The organism is Caballeronia sp. SBC1, from assembly GCF_011493005.1.
In the GTDB taxonomy this organism is placed as follows: domain Bacteria; phylum Pseudomonadota; class Gammaproteobacteria; order Burkholderiales; family Burkholderiaceae; genus Caballeronia.
The window spans coordinates 2,373,181-2,398,069 of sequence record NZ_CP049156.1 but is presented as its reverse complement, the minus strand read 5'-3'; the positions used below and the strand labels follow the sequence as shown (position 1 = coordinate 2,398,069).

The 24,889-nt window shown below is 59.5% G+C and carries 23 protein-coding genes and 1 tRNA gene; 12 read left to right on the top strand and 12 right to left on the bottom strand.

All coding sequences use genetic code 11. The features are described 5' to 3' along the window. Positions 1 to 57 precede the first annotated feature (57 nt). Positions 58 to 1,818, top strand: a complete 1,761-nt coding sequence (locus SBC1_RS10435; protein ID WP_165091858.1) for a tetratricopeptide repeat protein — start codon at positions 58 to 60, stop codon at positions 1,816 to 1,818. A 35-nt stretch (positions 1,819 to 1,853) separates the two neighbouring features. On the opposite strand, the gene SBC1_RS10430 is transcribed toward SBC1_RS10435, so the two are convergent. The 6 genes from SBC1_RS10430 to SBC1_RS10405 all read right to left on the bottom strand — a co-directional run bounded on the left by SBC1_RS10430 (position 1,854) and on the right by SBC1_RS10405 (position 6,316). Further along, positions 1,854 to 2,228 carry a DUF2784 domain-containing protein gene (locus SBC1_RS10430; protein WP_165091855.1) on the bottom strand — a complete coding sequence of 125 codons (375 nt, stop codon included), beginning with the start codon at positions 2,226 to 2,228 and terminating at the stop codon, positions 1,854 to 1,856. 501 nt (positions 2,229 to 2,729) lie between these two features. Further along, positions 2,730 to 2,806: transfer RNA gene (locus tag SBC1_RS10425), tRNA-Pro, on the bottom strand. Positions 2,807 to 2,977: 171 nt separating this feature from the next. Continuing rightward, entirely contained in the window at positions 2,978 to 3,355 is a 378-nt protein-coding gene (locus SBC1_RS10420; RefSeq protein ID WP_165091853.1) for a hypothetical protein, read from the bottom strand. Between the two features lie 125 nt (positions 3,356 to 3,480). Next, on the bottom strand, positions 3,481 to 4,449 hold the full coding sequence (locus SBC1_RS10415) for a LysR family transcriptional regulator (RefSeq protein ID WP_165091851.1): 969 nt from the start codon (positions 4,447 to 4,449) through the stop codon (positions 3,481 to 3,483). 33 nt (positions 4,450 to 4,482) lie between these two features. Then, positions 4,483 to 5,442: a LysR family transcriptional regulator gene (locus SBC1_RS10410; RefSeq protein WP_165093245.1), complete on the bottom strand. Its 960-nt coding sequence runs from the start codon at positions 5,440 to 5,442 to the stop codon at positions 4,483 to 4,485. Between the two features lie 58 nt (positions 5,443 to 5,500). Next, on the bottom strand, positions 5,501 to 6,316 hold the full coding sequence (locus SBC1_RS10405) for an IclR family transcriptional regulator (RefSeq protein ID WP_165091849.1): 816 nt from the start codon (positions 6,314 to 6,316) through the stop codon (positions 5,501 to 5,503). Positions 6,317 to 6,574: 258 nt separating this feature from the next. Between SBC1_RS10405 and SBC1_RS10400 the strand changes: the two genes are divergently transcribed. The 8 genes from SBC1_RS10400 (at position 6,575) to SBC1_RS10365 (ending at position 16,702) form a co-directional block, all read left to right on the top strand. Beyond that, complete coding sequence (locus tag SBC1_RS10400) at positions 6,575 to 7,279, top strand: 3-oxoacid CoA-transferase subunit A (protein WP_165091847.1); 705 nt, start codon at positions 6,575 to 6,577, stop codon at positions 7,277 to 7,279. Between the two features lie 163 nt (positions 7,280 to 7,442). Continuing rightward, complete coding sequence (locus tag SBC1_RS10395; protein WP_165091845.1) at positions 7,443 to 8,111, top strand: 3-oxoacid CoA-transferase subunit B; 669 nt, start codon at positions 7,443 to 7,445, stop codon at positions 8,109 to 8,111. A gap of 14 nt (positions 8,112 to 8,125) precedes the next feature. Continuing rightward, positions 8,126 to 9,328 carry a 3-oxoadipyl-CoA thiolase gene (gene pcaF, locus SBC1_RS10390; RefSeq protein ID WP_165091842.1) on the top strand — a complete coding sequence of 401 codons (1,203 nt, stop codon included), beginning with the start codon at positions 8,126 to 8,128 and terminating at the stop codon, positions 9,326 to 9,328. Beyond that, on the top strand, positions 9,328 to 10,713 hold the full coding sequence (locus SBC1_RS10385) for a 3-carboxy-cis,cis-muconate cycloisomerase (RefSeq protein WP_165091839.1): 1,386 nt from the start codon (positions 9,328 to 9,330) through the stop codon (positions 10,711 to 10,713). The genes pcaF and SBC1_RS10385 overlap by 1 nt, the downstream gene beginning before the upstream one ends. After that, on the top strand, positions 10,713 to 11,501 hold the full coding sequence (gene pcaD, locus SBC1_RS10380) for a 3-oxoadipate enol-lactonase (RefSeq protein WP_165987598.1): 789 nt from the start codon (positions 10,713 to 10,715) through the stop codon (positions 11,499 to 11,501). The genes SBC1_RS10385 and pcaD overlap by 1 nt, the downstream gene beginning before the upstream one ends. Before the next feature lies 1 nt (position 11,502). Beyond that, positions 11,503 to 11,889, top strand: coding sequence for a 4-carboxymuconolactone decarboxylase (gene pcaC / locus SBC1_RS10375; protein WP_165091834.1), 387 nt, complete (start codon positions 11,503 to 11,505; stop codon positions 11,887 to 11,889). Positions 11,890 to 12,479: 590 nt separating this feature from the next. Further along, entirely contained in the window at positions 12,480 to 15,542 is a 3,063-nt protein-coding gene (locus tag SBC1_RS10370) for a YadA-like family protein (protein WP_165987596.1), read from the top strand. 95 nt (positions 15,543 to 15,637) lie between these two features. Then, positions 15,638 to 16,702 carry an OmpA family protein gene (locus tag SBC1_RS10365; RefSeq protein ID WP_165091828.1) on the top strand — a complete coding sequence of 355 codons (1,065 nt, stop codon included), beginning with the start codon at positions 15,638 to 15,640 and terminating at the stop codon, positions 16,700 to 16,702. A gap of 261 nt (positions 16,703 to 16,963) precedes the next feature. Here SBC1_RS10365 and SBC1_RS10360 read toward each other — a convergent pair whose 3' ends face one another. Together SBC1_RS10360 and SBC1_RS10355 are read right to left on the bottom strand one after the other, a co-directional pair. Then, a complete protein-coding gene (locus SBC1_RS10360; protein WP_371826726.1) occupies positions 16,964 to 17,983 on the bottom strand; it encodes a DUF3443 domain-containing protein in 1,020 nt (339 codons plus the stop codon). A gap of 314 nt (positions 17,984 to 18,297) precedes the next feature. After that, positions 18,298 to 18,792, bottom strand: coding sequence for a DUF2844 domain-containing protein (locus SBC1_RS10355; protein WP_165091821.1), 495 nt, complete (start codon positions 18,790 to 18,792; stop codon positions 18,298 to 18,300). Between the two features lie 518 nt (positions 18,793 to 19,310). On the opposite strand from SBC1_RS10355, the gene bamC reads away from it, so the two are divergent. Continuing rightward, positions 19,311 to 20,522 (top strand): outer membrane protein assembly factor BamC, encoded by a 1,212-nt coding sequence (gene bamC / locus SBC1_RS10350; protein ID WP_165091819.1) that lies wholly within the window; start codon positions 19,311 to 19,313, stop codon positions 20,520 to 20,522. 666 nt (positions 20,523 to 21,188) lie between these two features. Continuing rightward, positions 21,189 to 21,476, top strand: coding sequence for a putative quinol monooxygenase (locus SBC1_RS10345; protein ID WP_165091815.1), 288 nt, complete (start codon positions 21,189 to 21,191; stop codon positions 21,474 to 21,476). A gap of 89 nt (positions 21,477 to 21,565) precedes the next feature. On the opposite strand, the gene SBC1_RS10340 is transcribed toward SBC1_RS10345, so the two are convergent. The 3 genes from SBC1_RS10340 to SBC1_RS10330 all read right to left on the bottom strand — a co-directional run bounded on the left by SBC1_RS10340 (position 21,566) and on the right by SBC1_RS10330 (position 23,319). Further along, positions 21,566 to 21,829: a hypothetical protein gene (locus SBC1_RS10340; protein ID WP_031358965.1), complete on the bottom strand. Its 264-nt coding sequence runs from the start codon at positions 21,827 to 21,829 to the stop codon at positions 21,566 to 21,568. Positions 21,830 to 22,068: 239 nt separating this feature from the next. Further along, positions 22,069 to 22,311 carry a hypothetical protein gene (locus tag SBC1_RS10335; protein ID WP_165091813.1) on the bottom strand — a complete coding sequence of 81 codons (243 nt, stop codon included), beginning with the start codon at positions 22,309 to 22,311 and terminating at the stop codon, positions 22,069 to 22,071. Positions 22,312 to 22,590: 279 nt separating this feature from the next. Beyond that, on the bottom strand, positions 22,591 to 23,319 hold the full coding sequence (locus SBC1_RS10330; RefSeq protein WP_241201924.1) for a YdcF family protein: 729 nt from the start codon (positions 23,317 to 23,319) through the stop codon (positions 22,591 to 22,593). 304 nt (positions 23,320 to 23,623) lie between these two features. Here SBC1_RS10330 and SBC1_RS10325 point away from each other — a divergent pair, with 304 nt between their 5' ends. Beyond that, positions 23,624 to 23,938 carry a hypothetical protein gene (locus SBC1_RS10325; RefSeq protein ID WP_062087073.1) on the top strand — a complete coding sequence of 105 codons (315 nt, stop codon included), beginning with the start codon at positions 23,624 to 23,626 and terminating at the stop codon, positions 23,936 to 23,938. 367 nt (positions 23,939 to 24,305) lie between these two features. Here the strand turns inward: SBC1_RS10325 and SBC1_RS10320 are convergent, their stop codons facing one another. Next, complete coding sequence (locus tag SBC1_RS10320; protein ID WP_165091808.1) at positions 24,306 to 24,566, bottom strand: hypothetical protein; 261 nt, start codon at positions 24,564 to 24,566, stop codon at positions 24,306 to 24,308. Positions 24,567 to 24,889: the final 323 nt, after the last annotated feature.

Here is a 24,889-nt window from a genome sequence, read left to right as displayed (position 1 = left end):
GGGGGACGCAAGATGCATTGCCGGCCGCTTTCCATAGAACGGCGAGCGTGACGGGAAATGAGTGTGCGCAAGATTCTGTCAGTCGTGGCGATAGCCATGTTGTCCGGAGGATGCATGGCTGCGGACGCGGCGAGTTCGTGTTCTCCGGCTTTGTCCGAGGTCGATGTCAAAGATGGGCTCAAGGTACAAGCGGTCCAAGCGGTACAAGCCGATTGCGGCGTTCCCGTCCGAACCCTGAACCGCATGACCACCGAGTTGAACCGCGCGGTGAAGGGCGCCAGGCTCTCCCGTGCCCAGATAGTGTCGCTCGCGAGAGCCGCCAACGCGATACTGGGCGCCGTACAGGCGCAATCGGGCCGCAATGAGCGCCGGACCGATACCGCGTTCGCCAATATCGAACCGTTGATCGAGCGACTTGCCGAGCAAATCAGGGTGCGGCCCGATACAGACCTGGTAGCCGAAGCCAGGAAATGGGTCGTTCGTTACGAGGATCTGCTGCACAGATCCTCGATCGCGCGGAGTTCCGATCCTCTTGAACCGCGCATAGTCGAAGCGCTTGAGCGCTTCGATCTGGATGACGCGTCACAACTACTGACCAAGCTGCTTGCCCAAAACCAGGGGACTGTGCAGGTGTTCGCAGCGCGTTGTTATGAGGCTGGTGAAATCGAGTTGCTGCGCTTTACGCCGCAGAATGCACTGCCGTATCTGGAAAAGGCCTACGCGTTGCAACCGGAAGACACCGACATTGCGACTGCGGTTTCCGACACTTTGCAAGAGCAACGCGAGTTTGAACGTGCTGAGCTGATTTACCGCTCGCTGCTGTCGCGCTATCAGGCGCTTGCTCAGGAAAAGGCCGCAGCCTACCAACCGCAAATTGCGCGCACGCTCGACAAGCTTGGTAGCGTGTACGTTGGACTGCAGAGGCCAAAGGAGGCGGAGATCGCCTACCTGCGGGCGCTGGAGATCTATTGGGTGCTGGCGCGACAGAACCCTGCGGTCTACGGGCCGGCTGTGGCCGAAAACCTCGACAACCTCGGCGTCCTATATCGCGATACACAGCGCTTGAAAGATGCAGCGGATGCTTACGGCGAAGCGCTGGATATCGATCGTGCATTGGCGTATCGCGACCCAGCGACCTACAAGCCCGATATGGCGACGACGCTCAACGACCTCGGCATCCTGTACAGCGCCACGCAACGCACGAGCGATGCGGAGCAGGCGTATCGCGAGGCGCTGGACATCCAGCAGGCTCTCGTGCGCGGCAACCCCGCGGCCTATCGTCCGGCACTCGCGCGTACGCTCAACAATCTCGGGAACCTCTATAGCGCCATGCAGCAACTCCCGGAAGCGGAGCATGCCTACACGGAAGCGCTAACGATCCGGCAGCAGCTTGCCCGGGAAAGTCCGGCGCTTTATCGACCCGACGTGGCTCGCACGCTCACCAATCTTGGTGCGCTCTATCGTGCCACGCAACGGCCGAAGGAGGCACAGCGGGCTTATCAGGATGCGTTGCAAATATATCGCGCGCTCGAGCTGGAAACCCCCACTTCTTACGAGCCGGACGAAGCGCGGACGCTGAATAATCTAGGTGTCCTTTTCAGTCACAGCGGGCACGCACGCGAGGCAGAAGACGCCTATCGGCACGCGCTGGACCTTTACCGGACTCTGTCGCGAGACGACCCCGTGGCCTACCGTCAGGATGAAGCGCGGACACTCGGCAACCTGAGTACGCTCCTCAGCCAGACCCAACGACCGGGTGAGGCCGAGCAGGCGAGGCGTGATGCCGACCGCCTTCTTGACACAACTGAAGTGCCGTAGAAAGCGCGGCAAAGCGCCTTCGAGTTAGCTTTGAGTTACATGCGTTGCCGGGGAGGAATCAGGCGCCAGGTCAGCAGCACCAGCAGCGCAAACGCCACGTATGCGAGAGTGAATACCCAGGCCGACACGTCGTAATAGAGCAGCCGGCTCACCCAACGCTGGATGAAACCTTGCGTTCCAACCGAGCCATGGCGAAGCCAGTCTTCCAGCACAGTCAGGGGGCAAGCGATACCCAACAGTGACAAGGCCGACACCAATCCGATCGCGAACAGATGGGCGAGCCGGAACAGCCGATGGTGTACCCATTCCCAACCGAGGCCCGAGCCAACCCAGATCGCAGCAAGTCCGCCAACAATAAAAAGTGCGATCAGCGCGTGCACTACGAGCACCGTATCGGCCAGCCAGATCATGATGTCCTCACACCTTCGCGGCGAACTTTCGACTGGTTTTTCTGCGGCGGGCGCCGCATTTTGTCTAAAGTTTTCCCGATTCCTGTCGTCATACAGAGCGCTACCTATTAGACCGGAGACCGCAATGAAGTCGGTAAGCGCAGAAATCGACATGGTGGAAAAGACGCTGCATGAGCTCGTTAGGCGTCCACGTTTGATTCGTAGCACCTACTGGTCCACGCACATAGAGAGTTTTCTAGCGCGTCCGGGACTCCGGGTTCAGGATAAAGCGCGCCTAGCCGCTCTGCGCGACTTAATCAGCACCGTAGCGCCAACCGCTGACCTGTCCCAGGATTTGCGAGTAGAGGCCTTGACTGGGGCGTGAGCTGTTTGCGAACTGACCCGGTCGCTTCTGACGCAATTGGCGCACGCGAACTCCACGGGAGTGAAGTTCGCGTGCGCAATAGAAAAAAGGACTTACGGCGATTTACCGTAAGTCCTTGATTTTCTTGCTTCTTTGTCTGGTCGGGGCGAGAGGATTTGAACCTCCGACCACCTGCACCCCATGCAGGTACGCTACCAGGCTGCGCTACGCCCCGAAAGAGGAAAAGTATATCAGAGACTCTTCAGTTTTAGAACCTGCAGACCTATCTTCGAAGCAAAAGCCCGTCAGTTTCACTCTTCCATCGAGCAAATGGCGTTCATTCCGCCACCGTGCCGGATGCCGGAACGCGGCACCGCGCTTCGGCTCGGCCTGACGGCATCCGCAGTCAATACCGCAACTCCGACTGCGTGTACTCGGATGTCTGGATGGTCACCGATGGCTCAACCGAGCTTCGGCTTCTCGCGCGAAACCTCAAAGCCATCACAGCGGCAACAACGCAAGGAATCGCGTAAGCCACTGCGCGTTCACCACAAGCGGACAACGACGATAGATCGATGTATCGCTCACGATCGGTCGTGGTAGCTGAAGCGAAAACGAAAGTCAGCGTGAAATCCAGCAGCATCGCCAGGCAACAGAAGCCAATGAAAATCAGCGCGCCGTTAAACGCCTGCGTGCGACGCCCGGCGTTCAGCGTGTTGCAGACAAACACAAACGCCCCCAACAGCACGAAATTGAGGATCAACGGAAACCAGGGGAAATTCATCACACGGCCGCTTGGTAGTCTTGGTAGTAGTGGAAGGAAAAGAGCCATCGGTCGTCGGTTCCGGAGAATCAAACGAGCGAAGTGGCGCGATCTTCACACGAGCGGCAATGTGATTTGAATACGATTTATCCTAGTTTGCCCGGCGCGGGTGACGCTCCCCGTGAGCGAGCGCGGGCAACCGGACGCGGCATGGAGCCGTCGACGGAATCATCGGCGGCGAGCGCTTCCGAGACAAAATCGATGAACGTCCGCACCTTCGTCGTCATGTATTTACGGCTCGTGTAGACGGCGTACACGCGCGGCGCGAACGTCGTGTAATCGGGAAAAAGGCGCGTCAATGCGCCCGACGCCAGTTCCTGTGCCACGATCCATTCGGGAAAGTAGGCGAGGCCAATTCCCGCGCGCACAAGTTGCAGCGCCATGGAACTGTCGTTGGTCTTGAGCACGGGGCTGTTCTTCACCGCGAACACTCCATCGGGTCCGGAGAACTCGACCGTGTCCACACTGGTGTAAGTCGGCAGCACGATCTCATGACGTTCGCTCAGTTCACTGGGATGACGCGGATAACCCCGCCGCTTCAGATAGTCCGGCGAGCCCACGAGCACGAACGGCACTTTGCAAAGCGGTCGCACGATCATCGTAGGGGACGGTTCGAACGTCGCCCGCAACGCCATGTCATAACCTTCTTCCACCAGATCGACGAAGCGATTTTCCAGTCGCAGATCGATCAGCACGTCTGGATAACGCGCCCGATATGCGACCAGGATATCGGCGAACTTCGCAGTCGCGAACCAGCCCGGCGCCGTGATCTTCAGCACCCCGCGCGGTTGATCGGTTTGCGACCCGACCGCGGCATCAGCGGCCTGCAGGATATCCAGCGCTTCCCGGCACTGCTCGTAATAAACGCTTCCAGCTTCCGTCAGGCTCAGATGACGCGTGGTCCTGTTCAGCAAGCGCACACCCAGTTGCCGCTCGAGATTGGCGACGTGCTTGCTGGTCATCGCCGTGGAAATATCCAGCCGCTCGGCGGCTTTGACAAAGCTCCCGGCTTCGACAACATCGCGGAATACTCGCAGACTGGTTAATGCGTCCATGACACTTTCCTGGCGGGAAACAAAGTGCTTAGTTTAGCGGTGTTTGTCTTCACGCCGCGCTGGCTCGGGACGCTTTGGCCACTCGTCGAGTTCATCGTTGAAAAGCGACGCGACCAAGCCGCGCAGCCACATGGTGCGCGGATCGTTGTGAAACTTGCGATGCCAATGCTGCTTCAGATCGAAGTGGGGCAAGGGCAGCGGCGGTTCGGCGAGCGTAATGGACGCATGTTCAGCGACGTACGCATAGCCGATGGCATGCGGCACGGTCGCGATCAGGTCGGTGCGCGAAAGAATGAACGGCAACGACATGAAGTGCGGCGTCTCGAGCACGGCGCGGCGGCGGATCCGTTTCTTATCGAGGAAGTTCTCGAGGACTTCCTGGCTTCGGCCCTCCGCTCGCACGACTGCATGACCACATTCCACATACTGCGCGAGCGTGAGCGGACCGTGCGAGCACGGGTGATCACGCCGCATCAGGCAAATGAACCGATGTGAAAAGAGCCGCTGCTGGAAGAAGTTGTTGCCGGCGAGATCGGGGAAATAACCGACGGCCAGATCGATCTCACCGCTTTCCAGGGCACGCTCGACCTGATCGTGTTTCAGCGATACGGAGCGCAGATTCGCCCGGGGCGCGACGCTGGCGAGAGTCTGCAACAGGCGTGGCAGGAATACGATTTCACCGACATCCGAGAGTGCGATGGCGAAGGTGTCGGTGGTGACGGCAGGATTGAAGTGCTGGGTATCGAGCAATCCGCGCTCGATCCGGTTCAACGCCTCGCGAGCGACGGGCACGAGTGCGAGGGCGCGCGGCGTGGGCTCCATGCCGCGAGATGTCCGCACGAACAACGGGTCGCTGAAATACTCGCGCAAGCGACCGAGCGCCGTGCTGACACGCGGCTGGCTGACACCGAGCTGTTCGGCTGCACGGCTTACGTTGCGCGTCTCCTCGATTGCAACCAGATACGGGATCAGGTTGAGGTCGAGCTCGTGCAGCGCGAGGTCACCGGGTTTCATCGGCATGGTTTGATCGGCATATTCGGTCGGCCTCCGCCTAGCCTCGTCTCGCGACCATCTCGGAAACACGCTGGGCCGCGTCCAGCAGCGGGTCGAGAAACGCCTTCACCATCTGCTTCGCGTTCTTACGCTGCGCGTTGCCGCTGATATTCAGCGCCGCGATCACACGTCCCTGGCGGTCGTGGATGGGCGCGGACATCGAAATCAAGCCTTCTTCCAGTTCCTGGTCAACGATTGCCCAGCCTTGCTTGCGCACCACGGCGAGCGCGGCTTTCAGCGCGGTTTTATCGGTGATCGTGCGTGGCGTGCGGGCTTCCAGCGGACTGGCATCGAGCACAGCGTCAAGTTTGGTTTCGTCGAGCGAGGCAAGCAGTACGCGCCCCAGCGACGTGCAAAACGCGGGCAAACGGCTGCCAATAGACAGGTTGATTGTAATGATCTTATGCGTGGGCACGCGCAGCACGTACACGATTTCCGTGCCGTTCAGCACGGCAGCCGAGCAGCTTTCATGCACCTGGCCCACGAGTTCTTCCATCACCGGTTCGGCGAGATTCCAGAACGGCATCGAGGTCAGGTAGGCGAAACCAAGGTCGAGGATTTTCGCGGTCAGCGTGAAATGGCGCCCGTCGGCGTCGACGTAACCGAGCGCCTGAAGGGTAAGCAGGATGCGGCGCGCGCCGGCGCGGGTCAGTCCGGACGCGGCGGCGACTTCCGACAAGGTTTGCGCCGGACGCGTAGCATCGAAGGAGCGAATTACCGATAAACCGCGCGCGAACGATTGCACATAAGCATCGCCAGGCCGCGAGGGGGACTCCGGATCAGGTAGATCAGGTTCGACAGGGGACGTGGTCATCGCTGGATGGTCCTTGTTTGGTCCTATAAGTCAGGCAAATTCCGGGCAAATCGCGAGCGCATCGGTACAAACCCGAGGTTCATTGACAGCGCAACGAACGCGGGAATACCATGACGCTTGTTCGCTAAACGAATCGATGTTCGCACAGCGAACTTAAAAATGCAAGCGGTGCCGGGCGAAATCAAGTCATCCGGCGCGCTTTGATTCAGTTGCAATGCGGCTTCGATGCATTCGGCACTCGTCAAAGGAAGAGACGGCATGATCAACAAGATTTTCGACTCGCTGAGTTCAGCGGTGAAGGACGTTCAGGACGGCGCGACCGTGATGATCGGTGGGTTCGGCACGGCGGGCATGCCGTCGGAACTGATCGATGCGCTGATCGAGCAGGGCGCGCGCGAACTGACCATCGTGAACAACAACGCGGGTAATGGCGAAACTGGCCTCGCGGCGCTGTTAAAAGCGAAACGCGTGCGCAAGATCATCTGCTCGTTTCCGCGTCAGAGCGATTCGCAAGTGTTCGACGGTTTGTATCGCGCGGGCGAACTTGAACTCGAACTCGTGCCGCAAGGCAACCTCGCTGAGCGCATTCGCGCGGCGGGCGCGGGTATCGGCGGATTTTTTACACCCACGGCGTATGGCACGAAGCTGGCCGAAGGCAAGGAGACGCGTTTTATCGATGGCCGGCATTACGTGCTCGAAGCGCCGCTGCACGCCGATTTCGCGCTGATCAAAGCGTTCAAGGGCGACCGGTGGGGCAATCTGGTGTATCGCAAAACGGCACGCAATTTCGGCCCGATCATGGCGATGGCAGCGAAGACAGCGATCGTGCAGGTTTCGCAAGTCGTGCCGCTTGGCGCGCTGGATCCGGAAGACATCGTGACGCCGGGCATCTTCGTGCAACGCGTGATCGAGGTGCCGCAAGCGGTGCACGCGGCAGAGCTCGCTGCGGAGAAAGCGGCTTGATTAGCGCGAAGAGCGTCAGCGCGTAGAGCGGCCATGAGGGCAAAGCGCTCAAACGGCATACGCGGCAAATCACGTTTCTCGCGCGGCGGTGGCAACGTAAAGCATGTAACCAGCCACGCCGCGGCGACGAAAATCGAAGGATGCATCAAGCAAGGACATCGACATGAAAAAACTGACTCGTGACGAAATGGCGAAACGCGTCGCCCGTGACATTCAGGAAGGCGCGTACGTGAACCTGGGTATCGGAGTGCCGACGCTCGTCGCCAACCATCTCGCGGCTGATCGCGAAATCTTCCTGCACAGCGAAAACGGTCTGCTCGGCATGGGCCCGGCGCCGGAGAAGGGCGCGGAAGATGACGAACTGATCAACGCCGGCAAACAACACGTGACGCTGCTCACTGGCGGCGCGTATTTCCACCACGCCGATTCGTTCGCGATGATGCGCGGCGGCCACCTCGACATCTGCGTGCTCGGCGCGTTCCAGGTGTCGGCGAAGGGCGATCTCGCGAACTGGCATACCGGCGCGCCCGACGCTATTCCTGCTGTCGGCGGCGCGATGGATCTGGCGATCGGCGCGAAGCAGGTCTACGTGATGATGGAACTGCTCACGAAGCAAGGCGAAAGCAAGCTGGTGGCCGAATGTTCCTATCCGGTGACAGGCGTGAATTGCGTGAATCGCGTGTACACGGATCACGGCATGTTCGACGTGACGCCGAACGGGTTCGTGGTGCGGGAAATTATCGAAGGCCTGTCGTTCGACGAACTGCAGAAACTGGCGCAAGTGCCGCTGACGTTTGAACCGCTCGAAGCGGCTACCACGCTCGAAGCGTAATCAGGGAGAAGTGAATGAAAGAAGCTTTTATTTGCGACGCGATTCGCACCCCGGTCGGCCGTTACGGCGGCGCGTTGTCCTCAGTTCGTGCCGATGACCTGGGCGCCGTGCCGCTGCGCGCATTGATGGAGCGCAACAAAGACGTGGACTGGAACGCCATCGACGACCTGATCTTCGGTTGCGCGAACCAGGCCGGCGAAGACAATCGTAACGTCGCGCGCATGTCCGCGCTGCTGGCCGGTTTGCCCGATGGCGTGCCTGGCTCGACGATCAACCGCTTGTGCGGATCGGGCATGGACGCAATCGGCGTGGCCGCGCGGGCGATCAAGTCGGGCGAAGCGGCGCTGATGGTTGCGGGCGGCGTGGAAAGCATGAGCCGTGCGCCGTTTGTGCAGGGCAAGGCGACCACGGCGTTTTCGCGTCAGGCAGAGATCTTCGATACGACCATCGGCTGGCGTTTCATCAATCCGCTGATGAAGAAACTGCATGGTGTGGATTCCATGCCGGAAACGGCCGAAAACGTCGCGACTGACTATAAGGTGAGCCGCGAAGATCAGGATGCGTTCGCCCTACGCAGTCAGCAGAAAGCATTGCGCGCGCAGAAGGATGGCACGCTCGCGCAAGAGATCGTGCCAGTGTCTATCCCGCAGAAAAAGGGCGAGCCGGTGCTGGTTTCGCAGGACGAACATCCGCGTGAAACGAGCATGGAAGCGCTCGCGAGATTGAAGGGCGTCGTGCGTCCGGATGGCACGGTGACGGCGGGCAATGCGTCGGGCGTGAACGACGGCGCGGCGGCTCTGCTCCTCGCCGATGAAGACAGCGCCAAGCGTTTTGGCCTCGTGCCGCGTGCGCGCGTGTTGGGCATTGCAACAGCAGGTGTTCCGCCGCGCGTGATGGGCATCGGACCGGCGCCGGCGTCGCAAAAGCTGATGAAGCGTTTGGGCATGACCATCGATCAATTCGATGTGATCGAACTGAACGAGGCGTTTGCATCGCAAGGTTTGGCTGTGCTGCGCATGCTCGGTATTGCCGACGACGATCCCCGCGTGAATCCGAACGGCGGTGCAATCGCGCTCGGTCATCCGCTCGGCATGAGCGGCGCACGTCTGGTTACCACCGCGACGTATCAGCTGCATCGGACCGGCGGACGCTTTGCGCTCTGCACGATGTGTATTGGTGTGGGTCAGGGCATTGCGATCGCTATCGAGCGTGTGTGATGTCTGAGCCGACATTTTCGGCGGCTGGACGGCTGACGGACCTGATCTGCGGCACGCGCGAGATGAATGCCGTGTGGTCCGCGCGTCAGACCGTTCAGTCGATGCTGGATGTGGAGGCCGCGCTCGCGCGGGCATCGGCTTTGCATGGCGTGATTCCGGCGAGCGCGGTCGATTCGATCGCGGCTGCTTGCAATGCCGACCTGATTGATCCTGACGCGTTGATGGCCGGCGCCGCATCCGGCGGCAATCTTGCGATTCCGCTGGTGAAGCAACTGACCGCCGCGGTCAAAAGCCAGGACGCCGATGCCGCGAAATTCGTGCATTGGGGCGCGACGAGCCAGGACATTATCGATACCGGTACTGTCTTGCAACTGCGTTCCACGTTCGATTTGTTGGATGCCGGTTTGAATGACGCGTGCGACGCGCTCGCACTTCAGGCGGAGAAATACCGGACAACGCCGGCAATCGGCCGGACCTGGCTTCAGCAGGCCTTGCCGATCACGCTCGGCCTTAAATTCGCTCAATGGCTCGATGCGTTGACTCGGCATCGCGAGCGTCTTGCACAGTGCCGCTCGCGCGTGCTTGCACTGCAATTCGGCGGCGCGGCGGGCACGTTAGCAAGCTTGAGGGACAAGGCGCCGTTGGTCGCCCAATCGCTTGCTGATGACCTCGGCCTGCAACTTCCTTCGTTGCCGTGGCATACCCAACGCGATCGGATCGCGGAAGCGGCGGCATGTTTCGGCATGCTAACGGGTACGCTGGGTAAAATCGCCCGCGATATCTCGCTGCAGATGCAGACGGAAGTCGGCGAGCTGGCCGAGCCGGCTGCGGCGGGTAAGGGCGGTTCGTCAACGATGCCGCACAAGCGCAACCCCGTGGGCTGCGCAGCTGTCTTAACGGCCGCCATGCGCGCGCCGAATCTGGTCGCGACCGTGTTCAGCGGCATGGTTCAGGAGCATGAGCGCGCGCTCGGCGGCTGGCAGGCCGAATGGGAAGCGCTACCCGATCTTGCCCGCCTGACGGGCGGCGCACTCGCGCAGATCACGGCGATCGTGTCGAATATTGAAGTGAACGCCGACCGGCTCGCAGCCAATCTGGATCTCACGCATGGACTGATTCTCGGCGAAGCCGTGATGCTCGCGCTCGGCGACCGGATTGGCAGGCTCGACGCGCACACGCTCGTGGAGCATGCATCGAAGCAGGCCGTGGCAACCGGCGCGACCCTTTACCACGTGCTCGCGAGCGACGAGCATGTCATGCAACATCTCTCTCTTGTCCAACTGCAAGCCCTGCTCGATCCCGCGAACTACGTGGGCCAGGCGCACGCTTTTGTCGATGCCGCGTTGGTTGGGCATCGATCACAATTATCCAGGAGTCTTCCGTAATGCCTTTTGCCGCCGTCAACGGTATTCAACTCTTCTATCGTATCGATGCCACCGCCGGGAGCGACGCACCCTGGCTCGTGTTGTCGAATTCGCTCGGTGCCGACGTCTCCATGTGGACACCGCAAGTCGAAACGCTCGCGGCTAAATATCGCGTGCTGCGTTACGACACGCGCGGTCATGGCCGTTCGGACGCGCCCAAGGGTCCGTACACGCTGGACCAGCTCGTAGGCGAGGTGATCGGTTTGCTCGACTCACTCGGCATCAAGCGCGCGCACTATTGCGGCTTGTCGATGGGCGGGCTGACCGGTATCGCGCTCGCTGCACGCCACCCGGAGCGCTTCGAGCGCGTGGTGCTTTCGAACACGGCGGCGCTGATCGGCTCGGACGCAATATGGACGCCCCGGGCGGCGAAAGCCCGCGAGGAGGGCGGTATGCCTGCATTGGCCGACGCCGTTCTGCCGCGCTGGTTCACGGCTGGTTTCATGGCCGCACAGCCGCTAATGCTGTCGGGTATTCGCGACGTGTTCCGTCACACGTCGGGCGAAGGTTATGCATCGAATTGCGAAGCGATCCGCGACGCCGATGCGCGCGAAGAAGCGAAGACGATCAAGGCGCCGGTGCTGGTTATTTCGGGCACGCATGACCAGTCCACGACCGCTGCGCAAGGGCAAGAACTGGCCGGATACATTGCGGGCGCGCGTTATGTCGAACTCGATGCTGCGCACTTGTCGAATATCGAGCAAGCGGACGTCTACACGAAAACGCTGCTTGAGTTCCTGGGAGCCTGACATGACCGAAGACGAACGTTACGAAGCGGGTTTGAGCGTACGCCGCGCTGTGCTTGGCGATGCGCACGTCACGCGCTCGCTTGAGAACCGCACGGATCTCACGACCGAGTTCCAGAACCTGATCACCCGCTACGCATGGGGCGATATCTGGACGCGCCCGGGTTTGCCGCGCCATACCCGCAGCCTCCTGACCATTTCGATGATGGTCGCGCTCAACCGCAGCGAAGAACTCGCGCTGCATTTGCGGGCTGCGAAAAACAACGGCGTGACGCGTGAGGAAATCAAGGAAGTGCTCCTGCAGACGGCTATTTATTGTGGGGTGCCAGCAGCAAACTCGGCGTTTCATTTGGCACAAAAAATCTTCGACGAGGACGATCGCGCGGCGTAGCAATTGTCATGACGGTCAAATGCAATAAAGAGCAAGGTGGAGGCAAGCGTGGTTTTTCTGGATATCACGCTCGAAGTGTGAAGGTGGGTTGGAAGTTAGTTGGATGTTGCTTGATCAAGACGGCGGCGTGGCGAACCACGCCGCCGTCTTTGCATTTGGGGTAGTGGGTTTTTGTCCCTCGGGCGGTGCTTGCTTGTCTGAATGCATGCTCAATGTTTTAGCTCGATCAGGATACACGCGAGGCCTGTTAAGGGATATCGCCTCGTGATGATTGCTGTCAAATAAATACATAAGGTCAGTATAACACGCTCAAAACCTCTACCAAATGGCCTATCTCCCGTCGTTTTAAGAGTTTACTGATAGGGGAAATTTATCTTGACCTGTCACAGTGGCACACGAGCGTGCTACCGGCTTTCTGCCTGACAGGAACCACATTGATCACTGTCTGCTGGCTCCCGAAGCAATTCGGCGGCTCTGTGCATTCCTGCGCACGCTCAAGTCGTCGGTCCGGATCGATCGACCATCCGTGACCCGATGCCAATGATTCCGAGGGCGCGTCCGCGTGTCTGAGACCTGAGTGAGCAAAAGAAATGAACAAGACGCAGCGCGTGGTATTGAAGAAGCAAAATGAAACGTCCGCGGGCCTGTGTGAGGCTGACTCGCATGGTCTTTCAAAGATCGCGTGCTCCAGTCGCCGGACAAGAATGGGCACAGCAGTGTTCCTGGCGCTTGCACCCGTCTCCTTGATGGTGGTGCCGCAAGTATCGAGTGCTGTGCTTGTTGACAACCTCGCGAAGGTTTCGAACGAACGCGCTCGGGTCTATTCATCGCAAGTACGCGAGGCATTGAGCGCTGTCGCGCCACGCGTGTCAGGGGTGGGCAGTGAAGGTGCGGGCCGGCTTGGAGCAGTTGCCTTATCCGGGTCCGGTCTGACACCGGATCAGTTGATCGTGTCAGGAGCAATCGACGGCACAACTCCCACCACAGCCGTCGGCACGAATGCGGTTGCAATCGGCGTGAATGCCCACGCGGCCGGGGATTATTCCGTTGCGGTGGGCTCTTACACGAGCGCGACGGCGAGCTCGGCGGCCGTTGGAATGGGGGTGTCCTCAACGGGCAATGAATCCACTGCGCTCGGCGTTCGCACAAGTGCTTATTCGGACCATGGCCTTGCCATGGGTTGGCGCACGAGCGTAGACACGGACGCCACGGATTCGCTCGCAATTGGCTCGGCTACGCAGGTCTACGCCGCCGGCGCGGGCGGGATCGGCAAGGATAACGTCGTGGGCGGAGCGGGTACCTACGCGGTCGGAAACGGTAACGTGGCGTTTGGCGCAGATTCGTTCGTGCTGGGCAGCAACGTAACGGCGAGAGGGAAAAACAGCGTCGTGCTCGGCGCGAACAGCGATGGCTCGTTGAACAACGTGGTGTCCGTGGGCGACGTTGGGTCGGAGCGGCGTATCGTGCACGTGGCGGCTGCGGTTAGCGCAACAGACGCAGTCAACATGAGCCAAATAAAGGCACTTGGCGCGACCACGAATGCGCTAGGAACGATGACGAATGCCTTTGTGGCGTATGACGGTGTCGACAAGAGCGTGATTACGTTGGGCGCGGCATCGCCTGGAACGCCAGGATCGACACCTGCGCCTGCAGTGACGCTCACCAACCTGAAGGCGGCCGCGTTGAGCGCGCAAAGCAGTGACGCGGTCAACGGCGCCCAACTTAACGCGACCAATACAAACGTACAAGACGTTGCTACCTCGCTCGCCACGCTGACCCGTGCGGAGCCGCTGAAACTTGCGTACACGGACGACAGCAAATCGAACGTCGTGCTGGGTGGAACCGGTGGCACGATCCTCTCGAACCTTAAGGCCGGCGTGGCGGATCAGGACGCGGTGAATGTTGCTCAACTGAAGAACGCCGGCCTGATCGATTCGACGGGCAATACGCTTGCGGCCATTACCTACGACACCAAAGCGGATGGCACGACTAATCGAAGCAGCGTGACGCTTGGCGGCGTGGGCGCGACTGCGCCGGTGGCCTTGCACAATGTTGCGGCCGGGGACGTGAAAGCGGGCAGCACGGACGCAGTCAACGGCGACCAGTTGTTCCAGACTGCGCAACTTGTCGACAGTCTGCAGAACGGGGCCGCACTGAAGTACTTCAACTCGAACACAACGCTTGCAGCAGCCAAAGCAAACGGCCTGGACGCCACCGCGATCGGCGGCAACGCGCAAGCCACGGCGGACAATACGGTCGCCCTTGGTGCCAACTCGGTAGCTGATCGCGCGGATAGTGTATCGGTGGGTGCGGCGGGCAACGAACGGCAGATTACTAACGTCAAGGCCGGCACCGCTGATCACGACGCAGTCAGCGTGGCGCAGTTCAAGGACGCGGGCCTGATCGATTCGACGGGCAATACGATCGCCGCCATTACCTACGATTCAAAGGCGGATGGCTCGGTTAATCGAAGCAGCGTGACGCTGGGTGGTTCGGGCGCCGCGTCGCCAGTTGCGTTGCACAACGTCGCGGCTGGAGTCGTAAAAGCAGGCAGCACGGACGCGGTCAACGGTGACCAGTTGTTCCAGACGGCGCAACTTGTCGACGGCCTGCAGAACGGTGCAGCGCTCAAATACTTGGTATCGAACACAACGCTTGCCGCAGCAAGCGCAAGTGGCCTCAACGCCACTGCGATCGGCGGTAATGCGCAGGCCATTGCTGGCAACACAGTTGCCGTCGGCGCGAACTCGGTGGCGGACCGCTTGAATAGCGTGTCGGTGGGCGCAGCGGGCAATGAGCGTCAGATCACCAATGTCCAGGCAGGAACGGCCGACACTGATGCAGTCAACGTTGGGCAAATGAAGAGTGCAGGTCTGGTCGACCAGACTGGCAAGGCAGTCACCGCACTCGCTTATGACAAGGACGCAAGCGGCGCGACGGATTTCGGCAACGTCACGCTCGGACAGGGGATTGCCGGCGGCACGGCAATCCATAACGTGGCGGCCGGGACATTGGCTACCGACGCCGTGAACGTCGGTCAGCTGAACGATATCGTTACCCACGTCAGCAACTTCGTGACATCAAGCAGCGCGCTTTACAGCGCTGCTGGAGATACATCAACTGAAGCAGCGACTGCGAGCGGTACGCATGCTGTTGCGATGGGTGCGAATGCCACGGCCAGCGCGGCCAATTCAGTGGCGCTGGGGGCGGGCTCGGTGGCAGATCGCGCGTCGTCGGTATCGGTGGGCGCGGTGGGCAGTGAGCGGCAGATCACCAACGTCGCGGCTGGTACGTTGGCAACGGATGCCGTCAACCTGAGCCAGTTAAACCAGTCAGCCAGTTCCACGCTTAGTCAGGCCAACAGCTATACCGATCAGCGCTTCAACAATACCGATCAGCAAATTCGCGACCTCGACCGCAACACCCGCAAGGGGATTGCGTCTGCGTCGGCGCTCAACGTCGTGACACCGTACCTGCCAGGACGAACGACGCTGAATGCGGGTATCGCAGCTTATCGCGGGCAGGCGGCAATGGGCATCGGCGTTTCGCGCTGGAACGACAAGGGCAATATCAACTTCAACGGCGGAGTGTCGTCGTCCGGTGGCAACAGCACCATCGTGCGAGCGGGCGTGGGGTACGTGTTCGGCGGTTGACCAGCGTAGTGAATTGAACATTGCCGCCGTCACAGGCGATACGCACAGCAAAGTCCACGGTGCCCGAGGCGCCGTGGATGTCACCGAGTTGAACCATGAAAAACATTATCCTCGCCGCAGCCTGCATCTATGCGTTGGCGGGCTGCGCCAACACGGAACTGCGTGACAGCCTGGGCATCCAGGATCCCACCGTTCTGCAAACAGGGTTCGGCACGCAGCAAAGCACGCAGGCGGGTGCCGCTGTGGAGCCTTGGGGCAGTGTCTATGGGCAAATTGAAAAACCTCGTGAGGTGCTGGTACTTCTGCAAGCACGACTCGACCAACTGGATCATCGCAAGGACAACTATTTTGGTTACAAGGACCAATGCTGGATTGATGTGGCAAAAGGCGAGACCGATGCAGGAGATCGCTGGGGCTTTGTAGAAGAGTCGATCGGCGAAGCTGCACACCTGACGGCGGGACTTGAAGGTACACAGCCGTTGTCGCCCGAGAACCCGTCACTGCGGACGGTCGCGGCGTTGCGTCCGGACCTGACGACGAGCCTGCAGGCGATCATCGCCGATCCGCGGTTTGTTTATTGTCCGCTGGCGCAAAAGCAGACAGCATGCGCCGAAGTCAAGCTGATGCATGCGGGCCACGATGCTTGGACCCGCCAGTTCGGCAAGGCAAAAATCAAGGCCGACATGGTCGAGTCAGCGCTCGGTGAAGCACGGCAGAGTCTTGACAGTTGCGTGATTCCGCAGGAAGGCTTGAGTTCGAACAACTCACTACCCAGGCTGGTTGCATTACCTGTCGACGCAATATTCGCGTTCAACGGGAGCAGTGTTGAATCGATCACGTCGGAAGGCCGTGAGAGGCTCGATGGTTTGATCGAGGACGTGAAGGGCGACGGCGCTGTGTCGTCGATTATCGTGTCGGGTTTGACTGACCGCTTAGGCAGCGAGGCCTACAACCGGCGGCTTTCGCATCAGCGTGCCGAGACTGTCCGGCGGTATCTGATATCAGGCGGCGTGACGACGGCAGTGCAGGCACGAGGTTATGGCCGGGCATCGCCAGGAACGGATTGCCGGATGCGAGACCGACGTGCGCTTGTGACTTGTCTAGCAAACGATCGGCGTGTTGAGTTGCGCTTTTTACACAAGGAAGATCAGGGGGCGTGAAGACGCACGGATTCAATCATGCGCGTGCGTGTCTCCAAGACGATTAGCTCCATGAGGTATTTTTGGACGATGTGGATGTGGATGTGGATGTGGATGCGCTTTGCGGGACGGGCAAGCGGCGCTGTTGCTGGTAACACAACATGCTTGCTCGCGAGCACGCGGAACTGGGAGAACCCTAACGCACGCGGATCGTGACGAAGCCTTCGGTGTATGCTGCGGCAGCTCGACTATCAGGAGCCGCCGCGGCACATGCTAAAGGGCCTAGAACGCGTAGTAAGGACCATTACCCGCGGGTGTCGCACTCGCTTCGATCGCGGTAAAGACGCGTCTCCCGAAGAAGAAGGGCAGGCCCCAGTCGAAGTAGTTGCTTCCTGGTCCCGCCAGATTGCTGAATGCGTTGTTGCCGCTTCCGAACAGCGACGTCGCATTGCCCATTGTGAACGTCACGTTGCTCGTCGCGCCATTGTTGCCGGCAACAGTTGCAGACAGGGTTTGCACGGCGGTTGGACAGAACCAGGCGCCGCATGTCGGTACCGAACTCAGTGCGAAGAACAGGCCGTTCGAGCCACTGTCGATGAAACTCGTGCTGTAGGTTTGCCCCTGAAAGGCGGTCGAAACAAACCCTGTCATCGAGTTACTCGGGAGGACCTGAGCGCTGCCCAGCAGATTGTTCGACTGTGAGCCGATTCCGAACGTCATCGTGCCGGTGACACTCGCGGCTCCGGTGGCGGCGACCGCGGGAAGGTCGATGACAATGCCATTGTTGTCAGTGGCGAATCGGCTCACCGGATTGGTCACCTGTTGTGCAACTGGCAGCGTAGCTGCTACGCACGCGCCGGAAGAGCAGCCGTAGTACCAGCGTGGCAACGCGGTCGTGGCGCAGCCGCTGCCGCAGTCGGCGCTGAATGGGCCCACGCCGAGAATACCGTTGCTTCGCAGTGCGGTAGCGGTCAGCATCGGCAGGCCCGAGTTACTGCAGTCCGTGGGCACGGCCGGAATAGCCGGGTCCGCGATGACCTGGATCGATGTCGCCGCTGCCACCTCGCCGGCCAGATGCACGTCGGCATTGCGCACCGAACCCCATGTGTAACCCGAGCCGAATACGGTGCAGCTTGCCACGGTCGCACCCGTGCTGGCCGTCACGGAGGGCAGCGTTAAAGTTGGCGCGAGCGCGGACGCAAGGATGCGCAATCCCTGCGAGCCCGTATCCACCTGGATATTGTTGATCGTCTGGCACGTGCTTGTTCCCGGAACGCAGATCGTCACGCTAGTTTGCAGCATGTTGCGAGTGCCGGTCGCAATTTGTGCAACGGTGATGGGCAGAACGTTGGGGGTGGTCGATTGAGCGACCGTGTTGGCTGGCGCGCTCGCAGGTGTAGCAGGTTGGGCAGGTGCCGCGGCAGCAGGCGCGCTGGCAGCAGGTGCTCCGCTAGATGCCGACGGCGCGCTTGCGGCAGCCGGGGAACTTGCCGCGGGTGCCGCGGCGCTGGTTGAATCATTGCTGCCACCGCCACCACCACCACAGCCGGACATCGTGGAGCTAACGGCAACAATCGCCGTGATAAGTATGCAAGTCAGGTTTCGCATGGTCGCCCCTATTCAATGTCTGCTGCCGTGACCCCGGCCGGCAACGCGCTGGGGAGCCAGGCACGGCCGCTGAAGTCGCGCAGGCGCACTGCCGTTTCCACCATCAGGTCACTGCTGCTCACTCGCGATGAGTGCAGCCCGCTCGCATTGGGCAGCGCTGCGCTCGCTTCTTGCCTATACCGATCGAACCACGTGCCGAGCAGTACCGCGACATCGGGCATGGCCGGGCCGTCCCAACTGACGGCATAGACCTGTCCCGAGGAAGACACGTACTGGCGCACGCGAATCTGATTGGCATCGGTCGATTCCTGCCAGCGCACCGCGTTGTTCGTGGCCTGATGCAATACAGGAGTGGTGGCATCCGCGGGGTTGGACGAACTCGATGTGCCGGACGCAGCGATCGCGACGGTGGTGCCCAGTTGTGCGTACGCCGGTCCGCTTGCCGCAATCACCAGCGCGGCAGCGGTTGCCCGAAGAGGGGTGAGGGACTTGAGGTGAGGCATGGTGTTACTCCGTTCTCGTGGCCGTTCTTGTTATCGAGAACCAATTTTAGGATAGCGATGCTTAAAAAAATCGAGATAGGAATTGTCTTGTAGGGTCTTTAAAAACGTCTCAAAAATTAGTTAAAAGTGCTTATTAAACAATATGTTGGTTGCGAAAAATAGACTAGGACAAAGCAAGAGTGAATGTCATAAATTGTCTTATTGATCGTCTGGTGAGTGATTTATGAGATTGAAGGTGGACTTCGGTGGACGAGGAAAGGGAGCCGCGCAGGGCGTGCGAACGGATGCACGAAAGCGTCCAAGAGCGGGCGGATTCGGGTGTATCTGTGCATCCGGGCGCGCGGAGTCCGTTCAAATTTCACCGCGTGGAATTCACGCCCAGGCGACCTCGCTGTGCCGTGTCATCCCGGCGGTACGACCGTCAAGGACACTGTTTTTGCACGGCGGCGCGTGGGACCGGTAAAATGCTTGGTTGATCCACGGAAAACGCCGTGGCGTAGCGGAAGGATTTCCCAAACATGACAGATTTTCGTGTGAACAAGCCGGCTTTGAAGGTCGCAGCCCTCTTGATGGTGGGAGGCCTTGTTGCCGGATGCGGTACGTCGTCTCCCAATGCAATCAATTACAAGAGCGATGCCCGGGCAAAACAGGCTTCCCTCGCTGTTCCGCCCAATCTGCTCGACGAAACGGGGGATCAGCGCTCTTTGCCGCCGCAGGGCGGCCAGGCGTCGCTATCGGAGCTCCAGCAAGTGCAGAAGGTTGCGCCGAACGCGCCTACGGTCATCCCGCCCGTGTCAGGCATGCATATTCAGCGTGACGGCACGGAGCGTTGGCTGGTCATCGACACCAAAGCGCCAGACCAAGTCTGGCCGCAGATCCGTCGTTTCTGGCAGGAACAGGGCTTTCTGCTTGTCGTGGACGCGCGTGACAAGGGCGTCATGGAAACCGACTGGAACGAAACCCATCCGCAGATCTCGGACGGGCTGATTCGCAACACGCTTTCAATGGCGACAGGCAATTCATACGTTGCAGCCGAACGCAACAAGTACCGCACCCGGCTCGAGGCAGCGCCGAACGGCGGCACGTATGTGTTCATCAGTCAGAAGGGCATGCGCGAAGCGCTGACGGGAACCAACAACGATCAAAGCCAGTGGCAGGCCAAGCCGAACGATCCCGCCCTGGAAGGCGAATACCTGAAGCGCTTGATGGCGAACCTTGCACTGGCCGACGCGCGTCAGGCTAGCGGCCAGACCGGCGCGACCGACGCTGCCATGGCTGCAGCCGCGGCAGCGAGCTCGCCCACGGCCACTACTTCAGCGCAGAGGGCGGCGCAGAACGTCGCACTCGCCGCGCAGACGCCGATCAAGGAAGACGTCATACCGGAAGCCAGCTCGGTTGAGATCAACCTGCCGGAGCCCTACGATCGTGCCTGGCTGCGTGTGGGTCTGGCGCTCGACCGGACGAACTTCACTGTCGATGACCGTGACCGTGGCCGCGGCATTTATTTCGTCCGGTACGTCGACCCGAAGGACATGACGTCGGCGGAGCAGGGCTTCTGGAACCAGGTGTTCCACGGTAAGAAAGAGAAGCTAGCCAAGAACTACGAGATCAACGTGCGGGCGCTGACGGAAACGCAGACGCGCGTGTCGATTATCGACAGCAAAGGCAACGTCGATTCGTCGCCGCAAGCGCGCCAGATCATGGGCTTGCTCGACGATCAGTTGCATTGAAGCACATCGGGCGAGCTTCCGTGGACTGGTTCAGGAAGCTGAATCAGCAGATTGAATCAGTAAGCTGAATGTCACCAAAAGACTGCGCGTAGTATTTAACCAGCGATCTAACCCGCGACCAACCCGCGACCAACCCGCCCGAAGTTCAGGCGGGTTTTTTCATGCGTCTGAGATTTAGATGAAGCATTTGAAAATGCCTTTTGCATTCGAATGCGCGGTAACGCGCGCGAGTGAACGCGGTCGCCGCGTTACGCTTCGGGCGAAGGATCTCGGAGGGATGGAAGTGGACCTTTCATGATGTCGGGGTCACGTTACAGCAAGTAGTTACATTGCTCGGTTCGAGTGCTGTTTCTAGTTTTTTATGTGCGGGAAAGCTTATAGGAATCAACCGCATAGGGATTACATTGTATCTATGGCATGTAATCTGCATGGTGCCCGCGTGAAGCGGTGTCCTGCTTCCAGTCGCCCTATGCCGCCAATTTTTTCACGAATTGCGGTCCGCTGGCCAAGCGGATCTCGATGGCCCCGTCGCCTATCCTCGTAGGGCGACGGCTTTTGCCCGCGCTCCCCAAGGGAACGCGGGCTTTTTTCTGGTCGGTTCAAAAGCCGTTTCAGCGAGCGTGCGGCGTCGACGTTATGCTTGATTCTTTAATCTGGAGTCAAGTCATGACAGAAATCGCCGTGGTCGCAACCTTTGTCGCTAAACCGGGCAACGAAGACAAGCTGAAGGAGGTTCTGCAGGGCATCGTGGCGCCGACGCTCAAGGAACCCGGCGCGTTGCAATATGACCTGCATCGCGACATCAAGGAGCCACGCCGGTTTGTATTCTTCGAACGCTGGCTGAGCGAGGCTGCGCTGGCGCAACACAATCAGACCCCGCATATCCAGGCGCTCGGCAAAACACTGCAGGACTTGATCGAGCACGGTGAAATCAACGTGGTGGCAAAGCTTTGATCAGCTAACTGGAGCCACGCGGCCGTCAGTGCGTCCGCGCAGCAATGCCTCAGTGCATCATCCATCAGCGGCCCTTACTCCATCAGCCCTTAATGAGTCTCGTGCGGTACGTCGAGGATCAGGATGATGGTCCAGTCGGCGTCGCCATCGTGATGGTATTGACGCTCAGCCACGATAAACGGCTGTTGTTTGCCATCCGGGCCGAGAAACAGCACGTCGCCTTCCATGGGCAGGCATTCCACGGGCGGCAGTGCGAGATACGCGTCCTTGTCCTTTGCGTTACGCGGCATCAGCTTTTCAATTTTGCGTGATGCTGCTTCGGTCCATTCAATGTCCAGCTGGATGTTGCTCATACGATCCTCCGCACACAAGTGCTATTCAATTTATCGACGCGGAATGTAGCATACGCCGCGCCGGTGAAGGCATCGTTGTCAGAAGTCGTCGCTAACGAACAAAAGCCGGATACAACGCCTCGTGCGTCGTATCCGGCTTTTTTAGGCGAACGGCTCGCTGAAGGGTTAGCAGAACGGTTGCTGAATAATTGCCAAACGGCTAACGTTTGCGGGCCGTTGCGAGGCATAAGCCCTATCGCTTATTCGGCCGTGCTTTTCGAATGCTTCATGCCCGACTTCTTGTGATGATGCTCCATGCTCTTGTGCATCGGCATTTCGGTCTGCATGTTCGACTGGCGTGCCTGCAGGTCCTGCGCGCGCTGTTCGATATCCGAGATTTTGGCCGGATCCGTACTCATCGTGACGCCCTGATCGGATTGCGCGAACGCTGCGCTGGTCATTGCGCTCAGGGAAAACAAGACTGCCAGGGACATTTTCTTCATTGTTACCTCCATAGACTTGTTGAACCCGGGTTGGCCTGTCCCGATTGCGAGACATTACACGTTGCGTAGCAAATACCGATCCTGCTCGCGAATCGTTACATGTAGTTACAGTGCCGTCACATTTGAGCAATGACACTGCGGTTCGACTCTAACAGAGCATCAGCCCGGCCAGTCGATTGACTGAGCCGGCGATAATACCGGCGAAGCGGATTGGTTTCTAGTACTGAAATTTCGAGATGGATAACGATCTTGACACACGATTAGTATCACCAAGCCAATTCAATACAGTCCCACGCTTCGGTACACACGAAAACGTGCGATGCCGACCAGTTCATGCAGGGCAGTTTCAGCATCGATAAAACCGCACGAGCGGGGGAAAAATGTAGCCTTGGATTGCCGCACATTGCTGACGAACGCTTGCGTGTCGAGGCCAAAAGCACTGAACGCAAGCAATGACCGTTGCATGTGATAAGCAGACGTAATCAGCACCAGGGTTTCGTCGCGTTCCGGCTGCACGATGCTCGCGACATTGCGAGCGTTCTGGTAAGTATTGACGCTTTCGTTTTCGAGCACAAGGTCGCTGGCGCTGACGCCGCGAGCGAGCAGGAAGGGTGCGTAGTTGTCGGCTTCAGCTTGTTCATGATGCTGCGGATTGCCCCCGCTTACGATGACACGGCAAGCGCCGCCCGCGCGCCGGCACTCACGATACAGCTCGGCTGTGACAACAATACGCGTGAACGCATCACGTTTCGGAATCAGGTTTTTGTCACGGTCATAACGCGTGCCGCCACCCAGCAGAATAAAAGTCGTTCGCGATGCGAAATGCACGTCCTGCGGCGTCGATTTTTCCTCGAACCCGCGCTGCGCAAGGTGAAGCAGGGGAGCCGAAAGCCAACCCGCGCCCAGCGCCCAGAACAGCACGACGCAAACAAGCGCGACCGCACGCCGGCGTTGTCGCCAAACTGCAAACAGTGCAAAGAAAAGCAGCAATAAAGTTATAAGAACCAATTTGGTTTGAGGTAACGTATAGGTTTTCGAGATAATCCGCTTCGTGGTCATCGCATTCGTAAAAATGCATCGCCGGAACTGCGGAACGCGTTGTGTAGTGCGCGTTTAACGGGCGCTCGGAATTATAAGTAGCGGTAAGCAGAAATAAGCAGCACCTAGCGCAAGCGGCGGCTGCGAGTTCCGGTCAGGGGCCGCGAAGTCGGCATTCTGACTGGTTTCGGGGCGTGCCGCGTTTAGTCGGTGCCGCTGGCAGTCAGTTACTGCCATGTGGCGCCGTCACGGCTGCACTGGAAGACATAACGAGATGACCACGTATTCAAACGAAGCCGTACTCGAAGCGCTCCGGCGAGCTCAGTATCGTCAAGTTCCGTGGGCAAGACGCCCAAACGTTTTCAGCCATCTACGCGACTTGGGCCTGCTGGAACTGGTCCGGCAACGCACCGTAGCACCCGCTCCTGGTTTTCACGCTCCTGTGGACATTGCGGTAGTGACCGAGCGGGGCAAACTTGAATTCTCCCGTCTCGCACGCGACGAACGCTCGATGGACTGGGATCTGCACCGCGCCGCACCTTATTCTCCGGCCGTCATTCAGGAACCGCTGGCCGAAGCGCGCGCTTAAAGCCTTTCATACTTCGCACTGAAGCGGCGTTGCGCTTCGAGTGCCCCAGCGTCGGGCAAACGGTTGCGGCCGCTGTAGCCCAGTTTCTGCGTCAAATGAGTGAGGCTGCGAAAGTAGCACACTCAGGACAGCAGCAAAACTCCGACAAAAAAAGCCCGTATCACGAGGATACGGGCTTACCGGATTTACTACTGCCACGCTGTGCTCATGGCATAACGTCCGACTGGCACGATCAGAAAGGGTTCCCGAAAGGAGCCTCGATGACTGAATATGGGTTGAATGCGCTGTATTCCGGCGCGTCTATGCGTTCGTCCGGCGACTTACGCACCTCGCTTACGTACCATGGTTACGCACCTCGGCGCTCCTCTCAGTGCTTACGCGGGCGACCTCCGCGATCGGGTTCCGTCCGTGCTCGTGCGTTGCTCGCGATATCGCCTCTCAAATCCCCGCGCGGGGCCGTTTCGGTCATGTTGTTGTCACGCACCGGTTCCTTCCTCCAGTCCTGCGGATCGGCTTGCGTATTCGCGCGCAGCGCGAAGCTGCCCGATGACGATTCCGCGTGCACCGTAATCGCCGCACCCAGCGATGAAAGCACAATGCCGCAGACTAGCAGTGACATTGGTTTCATGATGAAAACTCCCCTTCGGACCGGTATTGGTCCGCTAGCCAGCCTTATAAGCTATGCCAGCGCACGAAAGGATGTTGTAAATATTGGTAAAGAGTTGTTTCGCGGGTTTCCTGACTGGGCGCAACAAGCCGTCGCGAGGCGCATGTTCGAGCGACCGCAACGTCAAAGTGCGTGGAGGCAATGAACGCCATGCGCTCCCTTCCGATCAACGAAAGGCGAGCGCGTGCCGGCAGATTTTTGACTAACTAAACGGTCTGCGAGCGCAAACCGACGACTCATCACTCGAGATACATCGGGTGGGAGCCGGAGTAAAACGCAGGAAA